Annotated in this window: 9 protein-coding genes; 3 read left to right on the top strand and 6 right to left on the bottom strand. The window is 45.2% G+C overall.

The genetic code is table 11. The features are described from left to right. Positions 1–161 (bottom strand): glycine zipper domain-containing protein (locus tag ACTXGO_RS03795; RefSeq protein WP_443573414.1); only part of this gene is annotated, 161 nt, incomplete at its 3' end. A gap of 687 nt (positions 162–848) precedes the next feature. On the opposite strand from ACTXGO_RS03795, the gene ACTXGO_RS03800 reads away from it, so the two are divergent. Next, the gene (locus tag ACTXGO_RS03800) at positions 849–1,748 is read left to right on the top strand and encodes a LysR family transcriptional regulator (RefSeq protein ID WP_317199468.1); all 900 of its coding nucleotides are present in this window, start codon (positions 849–851) and stop codon (positions 1,746–1,748) included. Positions 1,749–1,812: 64 nt separating this feature from the next. Here ACTXGO_RS03800 and ACTXGO_RS03805 read toward each other — a convergent pair whose 3' ends face one another. Together ACTXGO_RS03805 and ACTXGO_RS03810 are read right to left on the bottom strand one after the other, a co-directional pair. After that, on the bottom strand, positions 1,813–2,994 hold the full coding sequence (locus ACTXGO_RS03805; protein ID WP_443573408.1) for an aspartate aminotransferase family protein: 1,182 nt from the start codon (positions 2,992–2,994) through the stop codon (positions 1,813–1,815). 140 nt (positions 2,995–3,134) lie between these two features. Further along, the gene (locus ACTXGO_RS03810) at positions 3,135–3,326 is read right to left on the bottom strand and encodes a DNA gyrase inhibitor YacG (protein ID WP_443542983.1); all 192 of its coding nucleotides are present in this window, start codon (positions 3,324–3,326) and stop codon (positions 3,135–3,137) included. A gap of 134 nt (positions 3,327–3,460) precedes the next feature. On the opposite strand from ACTXGO_RS03810, the gene ACTXGO_RS03815 reads away from it, so the two are divergent. Further along, the gene (locus ACTXGO_RS03815; protein ID WP_443542985.1) at positions 3,461–4,117 is read left to right on the top strand and encodes a methyltransferase domain-containing protein; all 657 of its coding nucleotides are present in this window, start codon (positions 3,461–3,463) and stop codon (positions 4,115–4,117) included. Positions 4,118–4,265: 148 nt separating this feature from the next. Here the strand turns inward: ACTXGO_RS03815 and ACTXGO_RS03820 are convergent, their stop codons facing one another. Together ACTXGO_RS03820 and purD are read right to left on the bottom strand one after the other, a co-directional pair. After that, a complete protein-coding gene (locus tag ACTXGO_RS03820) occupies positions 4,266–5,663 on the bottom strand; it encodes an ABC1 kinase family protein (RefSeq protein WP_443573410.1) in 1,398 nt (465 codons plus the stop codon). A 174-nt stretch (positions 5,664–5,837) separates the two neighbouring features. Continuing rightward, positions 5,838–7,163: a phosphoribosylamine--glycine ligase gene (purD, locus tag ACTXGO_RS03825; protein WP_443573416.1), complete on the bottom strand. Its 1,326-nt coding sequence runs from the start codon at positions 7,161–7,163 to the stop codon at positions 5,838–5,840. Positions 7,164–7,831: 668 nt separating this feature from the next. Here purD and ACTXGO_RS03830 point away from each other — a divergent pair. Further along, on the top strand, positions 7,832–12,688 hold the full coding sequence (locus ACTXGO_RS03830; protein WP_443542989.1) for an NAD-glutamate dehydrogenase: 4,857 nt from the start codon (positions 7,832–7,834) through the stop codon (positions 12,686–12,688). Between the two features lie 119 nt (positions 12,689–12,807). Here the strand turns inward: ACTXGO_RS03830 and ACTXGO_RS03835 are convergent. Continuing rightward, the coding region (locus ACTXGO_RS03835) for an SbcC/MukB-like Walker B domain-containing protein (protein WP_443573412.1) at positions 12,808–16,157 on the bottom strand (3,350 nt) is incomplete at its 5' end.

A 16,157-nucleotide genomic window follows, 5' to 3' on the forward strand; every position in this document is an offset into this window, starting at 1 on the left:
CCGATTGCTGAGCCGATTGCTGAGCCGATTGCTGAGCCGATTGCTGAGCCGATTGCTGAGCCGATTGCTGAGCCGATTGCTGAGCCGATTGCTGAGCCGATTGCTGAGCCGATTGCTGAGCCGATTGCTGAGCCGATTGCTGAGCCGATTGCTGAGCCGATGCGTAATGATTCTCAGTTGGCTAGCATCGATGATCCCCGCGAGCTATTGCGCTGTGCTCCGCAGGACTTGACCGGAGAATGGACAGCGGACAAATGGGACTATTGGCTGCAGACGGCGCGCGAATCAAATGTATTAGCGCAAGATGAGCTAGCGCTTGCACGTCAAGGCGTCATGACTGGCATGTGCGATGGTAAAGCGTCGTTTATTACCGGGGTTAACAGTACGCATCTTCAAACCATCTTTCAGCAAATGGCAGCAAAGTTGCAAGAGCAGTTTGTCAATACAGAGATCAGCTTACAGATTGATAGTAGTATCATGGAGTCTCAGCATAAGACGCCAGAGCGTCGCCGCGCGCAAAGAATGGTACAGGCACTTGAAGTTGCTGAATCTAAACTACTAAGCACTCCTGTGATGCAGTATCTGACCGAGCAAGGACAAGGCAAAATGGGCAAGGTTCAGTTATATTAAAAATTATCATTTCTGATATTTATTGATAGGCAGTGATGTGTCAGTATTATTCTCAAAATTTAATAATAATTAGCTATTGTTTTGATTTTGATACCGTTATTTTGTGATTTAAAAGCAGTTTTTGACCTTTGGGTTAGATTTATATTATGTACTGCTAATTAATATCGGCTATACTAGTTAAGTTATATTAAAAACTAAAACCTAGCTTAGGTGAGAATATGTTAGACAATTTACGTGGTATGGCTGTGTTCGCAAGCGTTGTCGGACACGGCTCTTTTAGTGGCTCAGCCCGCGAGCTTGGGATTACAACGAGTGCGGTCAGTCAGCAAATACGCTCATTAGAAAATGAGCTTGGCGTAGTATTACTTCATCGATCAACTCGTAAGCTTAGCTTAACAGAAGCTGGCGAGAGCTTTTATGAGTCGGCCAAAGACATGGTCAGTGCCGCTGAACAAGGCCGCATAAAAGTCAATCAATTGCGCGATGAACTTGCTGGTAGCCTACGTATTGCCACAACGCCTGAATTGGGTGTACATCATATACTGCCAGCGCTATCGACTTGGATGGCAGCGCATGATGATTTGAGTATCACCTACCTTGCAGACAATCACTACGTTGATATGATTGATGAGCGCATTGATATCGCTATTCGTATGAGCCCTAATATCAATGACTCAACGCTATGCAATCATCCGCTATCAGATGTGCGTCAAATGCTAGTGGCTTCGCCGCAGTATCTTAGACAACACAAAAAGATTGAGAGTCCAAAGGATTTAGCGGATCATCAAATGATCGTCATCGATATTATGAAAGATGCCAATCACGTTGAACTGGTTCATACAGAAACGGGTAAAAAGACCCGTATGAAGATGAACTCGCGTATCCATACCAATAACGTCTTTATGGCGATGACTTTGGCTAAAGAAGGTCATGGCTTAATCAGAATTATGGAGATGGACATCAAGCGTGAGCTTGAAAGCGGTAATTTGGTTGAGGTGCTTACAGGCTATCAGCTACCAAGCTTTGTACTATATGCAGTAACGCTCAATCATGAGCAGCAACCTGCTAAGATTACCCGTAGTCTTGAAGTGCTCAAAAAGTACTTTAATGCCAATTAAAATTAATGAGGTAATATCAGCAATAAAAAAACCTCTAAAATATTTAGAGGTTTTTTGTTTTTTATCAAAACATAGGCTTTAGCATCGTCAGTAAACGCTCAACGACTTGCTCACTCTCATCACGGCTGATGTTCAACGTTGGCAAGAGACGAATGACATGAGAGCCTGTGACGTTGATGATAAGTTTTTGCTCCACGCGGGCGCGATCAACCAGTTGGCTACAGTCCATCGTCTCAGGCAAGACAATACCGATCATGGTACCAGCGCCGCGAGCACTAACGCCATATTGTGACAAAGCGTCCACCATATTGTCACGTATGAACTGGCCTTCAACGACTGCATTAGTCATAATATCGCTATTAGCAAGGATGTCATACACGGTATGTACCACGCGGCTAGCAAGTGGTGTGCCGCCATAGGTTGAGCCATGACTACCTGCGCCAAACAAGTCTTTTGCGCGTCCTCGTACCATACAAGCGCCTACAGGAAAGCCATTGCCTAAGCCTTTAGCCGTAGTTAATACATCAGGGCGTGCATTGCTATGCTGATAAGCAAAATATTTGCCCGTACGTCCATTGCCCGTTTGTACCTCATCAAGCATAAATAGCCAGTTATGAGCGTCACATTCAGCCTGTAGCTCCTCCAAATAGCTAAAACCATTCGCCGCAGTATTAAGACCACCTTCGCCCTGAATAGGCTCAACGAAGATAGCGCAGATATCCTCATGCTCTTGCGCAGCTTGCTGGACTGCGCCGATATCACCAAAAGGCACACGGACAAAGTCCTCATCCAAAGTATAAAACCCTTCACGCGCTTTTGGATTGGCAGTTGCCGATACGGACAACAAGGTACGCCCATGAAATGATTGTTCCATGACGATAACTTTGGGGTGCTTAAAGCCTTGCTGATGGGCATGTAAGCGCGCCATTTTAAGCGCCGCTTCGTTAGCTTCCGCGCCGCTATTGGCAAAGAAGACGCTGTCCATTTGCGCCGCCATACATAGCGCTTCGCCTGCGCGCTCCTGCCAGTCGATACCGAATAAATTACTCGTATGAATCAAAGTTGCTGCTTGCTCAGAGATAGCCTGGGTGATTTGTGGATGACAATGCCCAAGACCACATACTGCAATACCTGTAAGCGCATCAAGATACGGCGTCTCATCTTGAGTGTAGAGCCAGCTGCCCGATCCGCGAGTAAAACTGACAGGCTGACGGGTATAAGTAGGCATCAGATAAGTCGCTGACATAAAAAGTCCTTTGGATAGGGTATAAAGAAGATGTAATTTGGTATTGGAGCTAAAAGTAGTATTGGTGCTCTAAAAGTAGGCAAATCAGCTCATACAGTAATAAGGGGTACTATGCATACAATGAGTTGTTATTTTAGCGCCTATAACTCGTCAGAAAAAGGCGTTGACTCAGCGGGTAGGGTATATTCCTCGCTTGCCCAAGCGCCTAAGTCAATCAGCTTACAGCGCTCGCTACAAAAAGGCTTAGACGAGTTACCTTGCCAAGCAGTTTGCTTACCGCAGCGCGGACAGGGGTAAGTTTTTGGGACAGTGTTTGCATTAGATTCAGTCATAATAGATGTCGTAGTGTTATCTATGAATAAGAGTCGCTATAATAGCATGCACGAATTAAAAGACAAATACAGACTGGCATTCACGCATCAAGTGCTAAAAATAGCCTAAGTAATTATAAATAAATTGAGTAAAAATGACTATTAAAGAAAAAAAATTATCACATGTAAAAGATAGAGCCTTTCAACCAGATAAGCTATCAGCGCCACGTGATTTTGAGATGCCCGCCATTACTAAACATTATGAACACCTAGTGCTAGAGATTGGTGCAGGGAAGGGCATGCACGCGCTTAGTTTTGCAAAAGACAATCCCAGTACTCATCTTATTGCCATTGAGCGTACTCGCAATAAATTTGCAGCCTTTGCTAAGTTGGCGTCGGCGCAACATTTAGATAATTTATCCCTGATACATGCCGACGCGATTGCTTGGACTGTTCATGGAGTCGCACCTGATAGTATTGATAAAATTTATATTTTATACCCCAATCCTGAGCAGCATAATCCAAACCAGCAATGGCTAAACATGCCTTTTTTTGAGTTTTTATTATCAAGGTTGAGAGTAGGCGGCGAGATCGTTTTAGCCACCAATATAGAGTCTTATATGGTCAATGCTGAGCAGCAAGCTATTAAGGTTTGGCAATTACCAACAAAACGTTATCAGGTAGCAGCTGACAGTCGGCGTACGCATTTTGAAGTGAAGTATTTGGCGCGTGCAGAGTCATGTTGGCAGTTGGTCATGATCAAACCTGAGGGGTATCACACACGCTTTGATGCCTGGAATAAAATGCAGTAGGTATCGAACTATAGTAATTAGTCTAAGTAAGATATCACAAATATAAAATAGCCTAAGCAGTTAAAATTGAGTTAAAAAATCGCCGCTAAAGGGCGATTCAAAAAGTACATCGTTAATATGACAATAAAAAAATATACCGATGGTCTAATTACGTCAAGTAAGGTCTAACTAAAGTATCAGGATTGGTGTGAGCATCGATCACAGTCAAAAAGGTATATGCACCAATAAACTTACGGCTGATGAACATAAACTCTTTTGGCGGCAGATTGAACTCAAAAGATTGCATCGCTCGTGTAGCTTTTTCTGATATACGAGAATGCAGTCTACTATTTGCCCAAATGTAGCGGTTGTGCTCATCTAAACATTCTACAGGAATATCTGGATTGGCATTAGGATTGCTAAATGGCTCTGTTGCGAGTAAAAACAGCGAGGCCACATCAGAGCGCACTTTATCGCTCATCGTATCAAAGAACTCATACCCTGTCATAGCAGCTTTCATCGCTTGATGATCATGATGATAACCTGCACGAAGAAGCGCGTGTGCAATAACCAAAAGCTCATTATCGAACTGACGAATAGCGCCAAAGTCTAATAACACTAACTTGTCAGGCTCACTTACATCGTCGCTAATACGCACAAGATAATTACCAAAATTTGGATCTGTCTGCATCTCGCCCCAGACAAATATCTCCTGCATCATAATCTCAATTGCCGCTTGTCCAATAGCGTTACGGCGCTCATGAGGTAGGGCTTGTAATATATCTGAGGTGACCGATACTCCTGACTCAAAAGACATGCACAGCAAGCGCTGGCTTGAATAGTCGCGGATAATCTTGGGCACAGAATAGCGAGGATCATCTTTTAGGCGACCATAAAAACGTTCAGTGGTCGCCGCCTCGACGTTGTAATCAACTTCACGGTGCAGCAAATCTCGAATCTCTTCAAACCAAGTATCCAAAGCGCGTGTTTGCGGCACTGCGTTACTAACCTTTAATAAGCGCTTAAATAAAGCCAAGTCCGAATCAATGGCGTCCGCCACCCCTGGATATTGAATCTTCAAAACAACTTGCTCGCCCGTCGCTTTAATAGTTGCACGATGTACTTGTGCTAGAGATGCCGTACCAATAGGCGTAGTATCCACATCAAGCTCACTTAGCTTTTCACCCAAAGTGCGGCGCAGCGTTTGTTCTATCTTTGGCCAAGCTAGCGTTGCAGTATCGTCATTTAGCGTCTGTAGCGCACGAGTAATCTCAGGCGGCAGTACATGCTCGCCATACAGCGCTAACATTTGACCGATTTTGACCACTGAGCCTTTTAATTTGCCAAGCTCTGCTGCGACATAATTGGCCTGCGCTTCCATAAACGCCTGATTACGTTTTTCGCGCGTTTGCTTATCCAAAAACATTCCAGACATACTATTACCCGCCCAGCGGCGACCAATATTCAAAGACGTTTTGGCAATAGACATCCGACGCTCAAATCCAGAGGTCTTTAGATTATCGATTGACTGTTTATTATCAGAAGGTCTAGACGTATCATTTGCCATAAGTATCAGTATTCATTGGGTTTGTAATGATGTGAGGGTATTTGGATGACAATACAAGGTAATTAGACGCTGTGCATACAAAAATTGTATCACATTACGCGCTGCCAAAAATATGGCCTAGTATAGACTAGGCCGGATAGAAAAAGGAGTCGGCTAAAGATTATTAGCTAAAGACTATAACGTCTCACGCGCAATAGCATGGTGACCGATATCACGGCGATACTGCGCACCATCAAAACTAATCGCGCCTGTGACGGCTAGTGCTGCTTGCTGCGCGCCAAGTATACTATCAGCGATAGCAGTAACGCACAGTACGCGCCCACCACTGGTGACGACCTCTTTTTCATTGCCATCGACATCAGCGTTATTTATATCATTAGAGAATGCAGTCCCTGCATGAAAAACCTTGACTGTCTCATCACGGCTATTGCCGTCAATCTCTGGCAATCCTGAGATCACGTCACCCTTTGATGAGGACTCAGGATAGCCTTTTGAAGCGACAACGATACCTAGGGCTGGGCGCTTGTCCCACTTCGCTTGAGAGGGGAGTTGACCTGCTAGCCCTTGTGCGACCAAATCCACCATCGACGATTGCAGGCGCATCAAAATAGGCTGAGTCTCTGGATCACCAAAACGACAATTGAATTCGATAACATAGGGCTCGCCTGCATCATTAATCATCAAGCCTGCATACAAAAACCCAGTGTAAGGATGACCCGCCGCTTTCATAGCATCGACGACAGGTTGTATCACTTTTGCCATTACTTTGTCATGTACCGCTGAGGTCACAACAGGGGCAGGCGAGTAAGCACCCATGCCGCCAGTATTCGGTCCTGTATCACCTTCAAAAGCGCGCTTATGGTCTTGGCTTGTTGCCATAGGCAAAATATTATCGCCATCGATCATACAAATAAAACTGGCCTCTTCTCCCGTTAAGAACTGCTCGATGACCACGCGGCTACCGGCGTCCCCAAACTTATTGCTTGCCAGCATATCGTCGATAGCGGCGTGTGCCTGCGCGACTGTTTCGGCGACGATAACCCCTTTACCCGCAGCCAAACCATCGGCTTTTATGACAATAGGCGCGCCTTGCTCATCAACATAGGCTTTTGCCGCATGGGCATCTGTAAACCCTTGATACGCAGCGGTTGGGATATTGTGCTCTGCCATAAATTCTTTGGCAAACGTCTTTGAGCCCTCTAATTGCGCACAATAAGCCGTCGGTCCCCATGCTTTTATACCTGCATCTTGGCAAGCATCAATGATACCTGTGACCAAAGGCGCTTCGGGTCCGACGATGACCATATCGATAGCATTATCTTGGCAAAAGCGAATAACTCCGCTGTGCTCATCTTCTAAGACGACATTTTGGCACTTAGGTTCAAGGGCAGTACCTGCATTGCCTGGCGCAATATAGACATTTTTTACCTTTTCGTCTTTGGCGCATTGCCAAGCTAAAGCATGTTCACGTCCACCGCCACCAATTACCAAAATATTCATCATAAGTGTTGCCCTTGTTTTTTAAGACTTGTTGGATGTCACAGTATCTGCAACGCCTGCCATTTATAAATATAAATAATTACCGAGAGTGTGAATAATAACTGTGCCACATTCTAACAAATAATCGTCGTCGATTGCCATGAGTATCCACCTGCCAGCAGACAAAGTGAATATAGGCTAATAAAAAGAAAAAGGTAGCGGATGTAGTCCATCTAACGTAAAACGAGCACGTTTTTGGGAGATGTACATTTTATATTAGTTTTACGCCACCTCAATCTGCGCGAGCACAGCCTATATCAGGCACAGCGCATAGCGCATAGCGCATAGCGCATAAGGAGTATAAATACCAGCAGTACTGTATTTATTTTAAAATGTATCAACTATACAAAAGTTAAAAACTAAAATTTGTCTAATAGGTTCAATTTACTACCCGTAATAGCGTAGACTAGTACAAGTGTTCTCTAATTTTAGTAAAGAGAAGTAATCAACTCTCTTTTATTAGTAAAGGTTATTAACCATAAGCTGATTCATGAAATGATGTTGTATACGCCAGCTTTAAGGGTATATGCGTTAAGCTCTATAAATAGGACCAAGTACCAAAAAGATAAAATAAAAAAATGCGCCATCTTCAATAGTTAAAATAAACATCTATAAAAAAGGACAATGCTATGCTCAACTCTTTAAGTATTAAAAAAGAGCGTATCGATAAAATTAGCGACATTGCCACAAGTTACGTGCAAACTGATAAGTCGCTACTGGATCATTTTATTCATACTTATTATCAGTCGCTACATCGAGAGACTGCAAATGATATCAGTGATGCCGACCTTGCGGGTATGGCTTTGCATCATTTTACTCGGCTCAAATCATACGATGGTACCAAGCCACAACTTGTCATCTTAAACCCTGTGGCAGAGGAGCAGCACTTTCATAACTCACACACCGTCATTCAGATGGTCGCTTATGATCGTCCGTTCTTGGTCGACACTATACTCATGACCTTTGAGGCGCAAGGGATCGATGTACACCGCACCTTTAACACCATTATGAGTGTTGAGCGTGATGACAAAGGCGACATTACTCGTATCGAAAACGCTGACGAGAGTGCCACATCGCACATGTCGCTCATTCATTGCGAGATCGCATATCAAAATAACGATGAGCTGGCAGCGCTACGCCAATTACTGTTAGATAAAGTAGATACGCTCGATACCGTCGTCGGCGACTGGAAACAGATGCGTGCCTGCCTAAAAGATATCAAAGATGATCTAACCCAAAAACCACATCCAGAAGTGTATTATTCAGAGACTGAGGTGCAAGCCTTTTTGGACTGGATATTAGACGATCATTTTATATTTTTGGGGTTTCGTGAGTACCGCTTAGAGGGCAATCAGGCTATTGATGTCACAAGCGATGCAAACGAGAAAAGCGTCAGTAGCAAAGATATAGATTTATTTGCCATTGGTAATAGCGGCCTAGGTCTGCTGCGGGGTTCAAGTGAGGATACGCCTTCTGAGAGTTTTAATAGCTTGCCCGCTAACTTAAAAGCCTTGTTAACTGAGCCGCGGGTGTTAATGCTATCAAAGTCTAGCCGCGTCTCTCCCATTCACCGCCCGGTATATATGGATTTTTTAGGCATTCATAAGTTCGATGAAGCAGGCAAATTAATTGGTGAGTACCGCTTCGTTGGTCTACTGACCTCACAAGCTTATCAACTTAGCGTTCAGCAAATCCCATTACTACGCGAAAAAGCCAGTAAAATTATGGCGATGGCGAATCTACCGCGCGGGGGTCATGCGTATCATAAAATGATGCACGTCATCAACACCTTGCCGCGCGATGATCTGTTTCAAGCCAGCGTAGAAGAGCTATATCCTATGGTCTCAGGCATTGCAGAGTTGCAGGACAAAAAAAGCCTGCGCTTGTTTAGCCGCATCGACTCCTACCAGCGCTTTGTATCCTGCTTAGTTTATATCCCGCGTGATAAATTCAATACTGAGCTGCGCATAAAAGTGCAAGAGGTGTTAAAAGACGCATACGGCGGTACGTCTTCTGGATTCACCACTGAATTCAACGAATCTGAGCACGCCCGTGTTCACGTTCATGTGCGTATCGTGCCAGGGCAGGTCAATAATGTTGATAAACATGATCTCGAGGCCAAACTTACCGCGCTCATGGAATCGTGGCATGATGACTATCAAAGAACGCTGCTTGATAATGTAGGCGAGCAGCAAGCGAATACCTTAAACCGTCAATTTTTAGACTATATACCCGCCGCTTACCAAGAGCGATTTGATACGCGCACCGCAGTTGAGGATACTAAGCGGTTAGCAAGTATCAATGATGAGCAGCCGATGATTTGGCATCTGTATCAATCGACAGGAGACGCCGCCAATCAGTTGCATCTTAAGCTCTATGGTCGTAATCAGCCAGTGATTTTGTCAAAAGTATTGCCAATACTGGAGAATTTTGGGGTATCGGTCATCTCAGCACAAACTTATGAGTTTGACTTGCCACAGCAGCCCATCTGGATGCAAGAGTACGAGCTGACCTTGGAGCATGTGGATACGGTCGATATCCGCGTGGTACGCACACAGTTTGAAGAGAGCCTAAAGCAAATTTGGGCGGGGCGCGTTGAGAGTGATTCGTTTAATGAGCTGGTATTGACGACCGAGCTAGATACCTATGATGTCGTGGTACTACGCGCTTTGTCCAGTTATATGCGTCAAGCCCGCGCACCCTTCTCTAGTAGTTATATTCAGCAAACTATCGTCAAAAACAGTGATATCAGTGTAAATCTGATCAATCTGTTCGATGCACGGATGAATCCAAATCATTCTGAGGACGAGCGCAAAAATAATAGTGCAAAAATTCAAGAGCAATTGACAAGCGCTTTGGTCGATGTCGATAGTCTCGATGAAGACCGTATCTTGCGTTGGTATTTGGATCTAATCAACGCTATGGTGCGGACTAATTTTTATCAAACCAATGAGCAAGGCGAGCGTAAAGACCGCTTATCCTTTAAGTTCTTGGCAGCTGATATTCCAAACTTGCCCAAACCTAAGCCTATGTTTGAAATATTTGTCTACTCTCCAAGAGTGGAAGCGGTGCATCTGCGTGGCGGCAAAGTGGCGCGCGGCGGCTTGCGCTGGTCTGATCGTATGGAGGATTTTCGTACCGAGGTACTTGGCCTTGTCAAAGCACAAATGGTCAAAAATGCGGTTATCGTACCTGTAGGCTCAAAAGGCGGGTTCATTGTCAAAACAAAAACCATGGCAGATGGTCGTGAAGCCTTTCAAGCTGAAGGGGTGGCGTGCTATCAAACCTTTTTGCGTGGTATGCTCGATGTCACAGACAACATCGTCGATGGACAAATTGTCCCGCCAGCTGACACCGTGCGTCATGATGAGGACGACCCATATTTGGTCGTTGCCGCTGATAAAGGCACGGCCAGCTTCTCTGATATCGCTAACGCCTTGTCAAGCGAGTACAACTTTTGGTTAGATGATGCCTTTGCCTCAGGTGGTTCAGTCGGCTATGATCACAAAGCCATGGGCATTACCGCACGCGGCGGCTGGGAGTCGGTCAAGCGCCACTTTCGTATGCGCGGTATGGACATTCAAAACCGTGATGACTTCACCGTCGTTGGTATTGGGGATATGAGCGGCGATGTCTTTGGTAATGGTATGCTTAGATCCACCCATACCAAACTGGTTGCCGCCTTTAACCATCTACATATCTTTATCGATCCAAACCCAGACACCGCCGAGTCCTATGCAGAGCGCGAGAGATTATTTGAGATGCCGCGCTCGACGTGGGATGACTATGAAAAATCTTTAATTAGCCAAGGTGGCGGCGTGTTCTCGCGTACCGATAAAAGTATTGCGATTAGCCCTGAGATGAAAGCGCTCTTTGACATTGAGGAAGATAATTTAGCGCCTAATGAGCTGATCACTGCGCTTATGAAATCGCCTGTCGATCTGATATGGAATGGCGGTATCGGTACCTATGTCAAAAGTGTCAATGAGACTCACGCTGATGTTGGCGATCGCGCCAATGATGCGGTACGTATTAACGGTAATGAGCTACGAGCGGCAATCGTCGGCGAGGGTGGTAATTTAGGCTTTACCCAGCAAGGTCGTATCGAGTACGCACAAACTGGCGGACGTATCTATACCGACGCCATTGACAACTCAGGCGGCGTAAACTGCTCAGATCATGAAGTTAATATCAAAATCTTACTTGGCAAAGTCGTTGAACAGGGCGATATGACCCTCAAGCAGCGCAATGAGCTGTTAGAGAGTATGACCGATACCGTGGCCGAGCTGGTACTACGCCAAAACTACCTGCAACCGCAAGCGATTGAGCTTAGTCATATTCGTGCCAGCGCCAATCTAAGCGATCACCAGCGCTTTATTCAGATGTTAGAAGGTGAAGGACGATTAGATCGAGCTATTGAGTACTTGCCATCGGATGATGACATTATAAAACGTCAAAAGGTGGATACAGGACTGACCAATCCTGAGTTAGCAGTGGTTATGGCGTACGGCAAAATGTGGGTCTATGATAGCTTGCTGCTATCAGATTTGCCCGATGATCCATACTTTATCAATGAGCTGCGCAAATATTTTCCAGATGAGCTGGCGGCGCGTTTCTTCGATGAGATGACAGAGCATAGGCTCAGTCGCGAGATCATCAGTACTTATTTGACCAACAGCGTTGTCAACCGCTTAGGCATAGAAGCGATATTCCGTCTATATGAGGAGACCGATCAATCGCTCGCTACGATCATTCGTGCTTATGCCATTGCCCGTGACGTCTTTAACGTGCCAGCTATCTGGCAAATGCTTGAATCTTTAGACAATCAGGTAGATGCAACATTACTACTCAAATTAGAGCTGCGCCTGCGCGATGTGCTCGAGCGCGGCGTGGTGTGGTTTATCAATGCCTTTGGACAAGACCTAAAAGTCGCTGACATGATCAGCCGGTTTGAGAATAGCGTGGAGCAATTAACCAAAGCGGGCGGCTTTATTAAGCAGCAGTTTGCTCAGTACCTGCAAGAGGATACTGATGCTCTAGTGCAAGATGGGTTGTCCGATAGTGATGCGGCGATATTTGCCATGCTGCCATATCATGTCGATGCGCTTGATGCTGCATTGCTCGCCGAACAGTACGAGCGTCCTGTCGATGAAATTGCCGCGCTGTATTTTGAAGCTTATCAAGTGTTGCAGCTCGATTGGATGATAGACAATGTCGCCACCTTGCCGCAGCAAGACTACTGGGATCGCCGTGCTCGTCATGCGCTCGTCAACGAGCTCTCTCGCAGTCTGCGCTTGCTCATGGATGCGATATTGTCGCAGCCCAATGCAAAAGAGGCCTTTAGCGAGTGGCGTGAGCGACATGATAGTCATCTAAAAGCTGTGACCAATGAGATGCACAAACTAGATAAGAATGACGACAGTGTTATTAGCTTATCCACGTTGTCAGTGCTTATGAGTGAGCTGAGTGGCTTGGTCACCAAATAACAGTTACTAAGTAACAGTTACCAAATAACTGAGGTATTGATCTGTAAAAAGCCCGCTAACTATAGCGGGCTTTTTATTACTCTCTTTGACTACTCGTGCGATAACATACGTCTCGTCATTCAGCTAGCGATACGATAACAGCCTTGGCCTGTGATTTGACTAAAGCCGCCTGAGAGTTTTTGTACCTGAATTTGCGTCAAAATGCGCTCTTTTAGTGCTTGAACGTGAGAGATAACGCCGATGAGTTTGCCTTCTTGCTGCAAGCTGGTCAGCGTATCAAGGGCAATATCTAATGATTCCTCGTCAAGCGTGCCAAAGCCTTCATCCAAAAATAACGAATCGACACGGATGTTTTGACTGGCCATTTGTGACAGTCCTAGTGCGAGCGCGAGACTGATAATAAAGCCTTCGCCGCCAGATAGGTTTTTGGTGCTGCGCGTCTCGCCGCCTTGATAGTTGTCAATGACGTTCAGCTCAAGCGGACTGTTGTCATCACGAATCAGCAAGTAGCGATCACTCATCTTGTGCAGTTGAGTGTTGGCGTGACTGACCATAATATCAAAGGTGAGACCTTGCGCAAACGTGCGGTACTTTTTGCCATCTGATGAGCCAATTAATTTGTGCAGTTGCTGCCATACTTGTAGGTTGTCTTTTTGCGCGTTAATGGCCGCAAGCTGAGCCTGTTGGTTGTGTTTTTTATTCTCATTGTCTTTGAGCTGCTGATTCATCGCGCCTATGGCTTCTATCAAGTGCTTGTTATTATCAAGCGCTTGTTGCTGCTGATGTGTCAGCGTATCTATATCATCAGTGGTCAAAGGATTGGCTCGTTTATCCTCAAGCGCTTGCGTGGTTTGCGTAAGTAAATTTTGCGCTTGCTTAAGCGTAGCCTCTATATGCTGCTGGTGCGCGCTAAGCTGATTGCGCTCATTAATAGGTAAGCGTGCAGCAACAAAATCTGACTCATCTATAAAATCGGAGGCCACAAGCACTGATTTTAACTCAGCCTCTTGAGTATCAAGGGTCGTCGACGCTATATTTAACTGCGCTGCGAGTTGCTGCTGCTGCGTTTGCATTTGAGCAAGCACTTGCTGCGTGCTATCTGCCTGCCGCTGCGCGGCGGTTTGCTGAGTGCGAGCCGTATCTAAGATACTTCGGAGTCGTTGCTCCTCGCTATCACAATCTTTGTCTGAAAATATCTTAAGTCTGTCTTGTTTAAGCTTGGCAAGCTGTTCAGTTCTGTCTGCAACTAGCACTGTTATCTGGTTTAACTCTTTATTCTCATTATCTAGCTGAATATGCTGCGTGTCTATCTGAGCTTTGAGGCGACTCAATGTTGTTGTCAGCGTTTGCTGCGCGTCTTTAAAGGTCGTGAAATCGAACTTTAATGTCTTTAAACAGCTGCGCTGATGGCGTAGCTCTTGTATATACTGACTATAGTCGACATCGGTAAGTACGGTTTGCTGATCTATGCTAGCAAATAGGGGTTGCAGGTTTGCTGTGCTAATATCTATGTGTTGACTAATGATAGCGCTATACTTGCCAGCGTATTTACCGATTAAAGCGCGAATCAGTGCACTGATTGTCTGTAATTCTACAAAGTTACTGCTAAGGTTTTGATTGATACTCTCAATGTTTAAGGTGTTGATTTTGATTAGCGTGCCAATCTCGCTGATATTGTGAACTAGTTGTTGCTTTTGCTGCTCAAACGTTTGCAGCGACTGGTTTAGCTCATCAAGAGTGTCTGTAAGCGCTTCGTACTCAGTCAACGCAACTTGCATATTTTCTTTGTGGTTGAGTAGTTTTGCTTTAACCACGCTTAAGTTTTGCGGTGCACTGTGAGTGACAGTATCCTCACTTATCGTAAGCAGATCACTCAAAGGCTCAATGATCGTATTGATAGCATCAGAGTAGTTTGAATTATAAATAGTAGATATAAGACCTTTGATATCCTCTAAAATAGCAGCAGACTGCTTTTGCAGGGGCATCAATTGCTGGGTGTACTGCTGGAGCATGTTGGCTTTTGTCGCCTGCTCAATATGCAGACCAGATAAGTCGCGCGCGCGATTGTCGATGTCAGTATCTAATTTTGCAATGTGTGCTTGTAGTTGCTTGCCCTCTGACTCGCCATTTTGCAGATGGGGATGCTGCTCACCGTAAGGGTGTTCAAGTGCGCCGCACAGCGGGCAGGGGTGATTGTCCTTTAGATCGTTAATATGCTCTTCTAATGCGGCAACTTTTTGACGCAAAAAAAGCTCGGTTTGTTTGTCTTTACGCCTATTTTTTGTCTCTTTAAGCGCAGATTCGCACGCTTTAATAGCTTTCTCAAGCGCTGCCACGTCAGCATTAAGCCCCGGTAGCGCCTCTTTAATCGTATGACTCTGCGTCTCAATCTCGCCAAGTTTTTGTACCTTAAAATCTATATGTTCTATTTGCGTCGTGATTTGCGCGCTGTGCTCTTGTTCGCGGCGCATGCTTGCCAGCGATTGCGTGTCAAGCAGTGCCGCGCGCTGCTGCTCAAGTAGTGATACTTGCTCGCGTGATTTGGCATTGACTGCCTCGTCTGCTATTTTTGAGTGCTCAAGAGCAGCAAGACTATCTTGCGATTGTTTAAGCTGATTTTGATAAGTAAGGTTTTCAGCATTAAGCGATTTATTGCTCTCAAGTAGCGTTTTTAAGCGACCACAGCGACTATCGAAGTTGGCAATATCGGTATCAAGATCAGCTAGTTCAGGAGCAAGGACGAGGCTCTTATCCATATTGGCAAGCTTAAGGGTAGCTTGCTCAGCATGCTCTTCAAGCTGAGCAATCTCTTGGCGCACTTGAGCAACGTGAGTAGATAGCGTCTGCTTTCTTTGTATGTGATCCGATAAACTCTGCGTTTGCTGCACGATATCGCTATCTAATTTGCGGACTTGGGCGATTTTGGGCAAGGCGGTGTTCAGCTCATGTTCGGCAGTTTTTTGTTGCGCATTGGTTGCACTTAAACGAGTAGACGCCGCTACAAGATCGTCTTTTTGCAGTGGTAATTTATCTGCCAATACTTGCTGCTCGCCGCTCATTTTATTGACCGTATCACGACTTATCACAATCTGGCTGTATTGACTATCAATCTCCAGCGCCTTATTGGCAGCCGCTAGGCGCTTGTTATCAGGGATAAAGTCGTGCTTTGCTTGATACGCTCGTTCAATCTCACTTTGATACCTTGTACGCTTGTTTGTTAGTTCTATTATGCTCTCAAGCCATTTAATCTGTGCGCCCAAACGATCGACAAGCTGTTGCTGCTTATCTTGTGCACTTTGTTGCCACTTTAAATCTGCTTTTAGCTGGTCTTCTTCATCATTGTCTAGCAGGGTCAAGCCCTGTAGACCATATTGCAATTTACTTAAAGCCTCTTCCTCAAAGCGCTTTTTTTCATGGACCTGCTCTGAGATGGTGGCATAAATGTCCGTGCCAGTAATTTTTTCTAAAA

It is taken from the genome of Psychrobacter sp. T6-1 (genome assembly GCF_052258445.1).

Bases quoted from the DNA above. Each gene is read 5' to 3' on its own strand.
- purD (WP_443573416.1), bottom strand. From the start codon at position 7,163: ATGAATATTTTGGTAATTGGTGGCGGTGGACGTGAACATGCTTTAGCT.
- ACTXGO_RS03805 (WP_443573408.1), bottom strand. From the start codon at position 2,994: ATGTCAGCGACTTATCTGATGCCTACTTATACCCGTCAGCCTGTCAGT.
- ACTXGO_RS03815 (WP_443542985.1), top strand. From the start codon at position 3,461: ATGACTATTAAAGAAAAAAAATTATCACATGTAAAAGATAGAGCCTTT.
- ACTXGO_RS03800 (WP_317199468.1), top strand. From the start codon at position 849: ATGTTAGACAATTTACGTGGTATGGCTGTGTTCGCAAGCGTTGTCGGA.
- ACTXGO_RS03830 (WP_443542989.1), top strand. From the start codon at position 7,832: ATGCTCAACTCTTTAAGTATTAAAAAAGAGCGTATCGATAAAATTAGC.
- ACTXGO_RS03810 (WP_443542983.1), bottom strand. From the start codon at position 3,326: ATGACTGAATCTAATGCAAACACTGTCCCAAAAACTTACCCCTGTCCG.
- ACTXGO_RS03820 (WP_443573410.1), bottom strand. From the start codon at position 5,663: ATGGCAAATGATACGTCTAGACCTTCTGATAATAAACAGTCAATCGAT.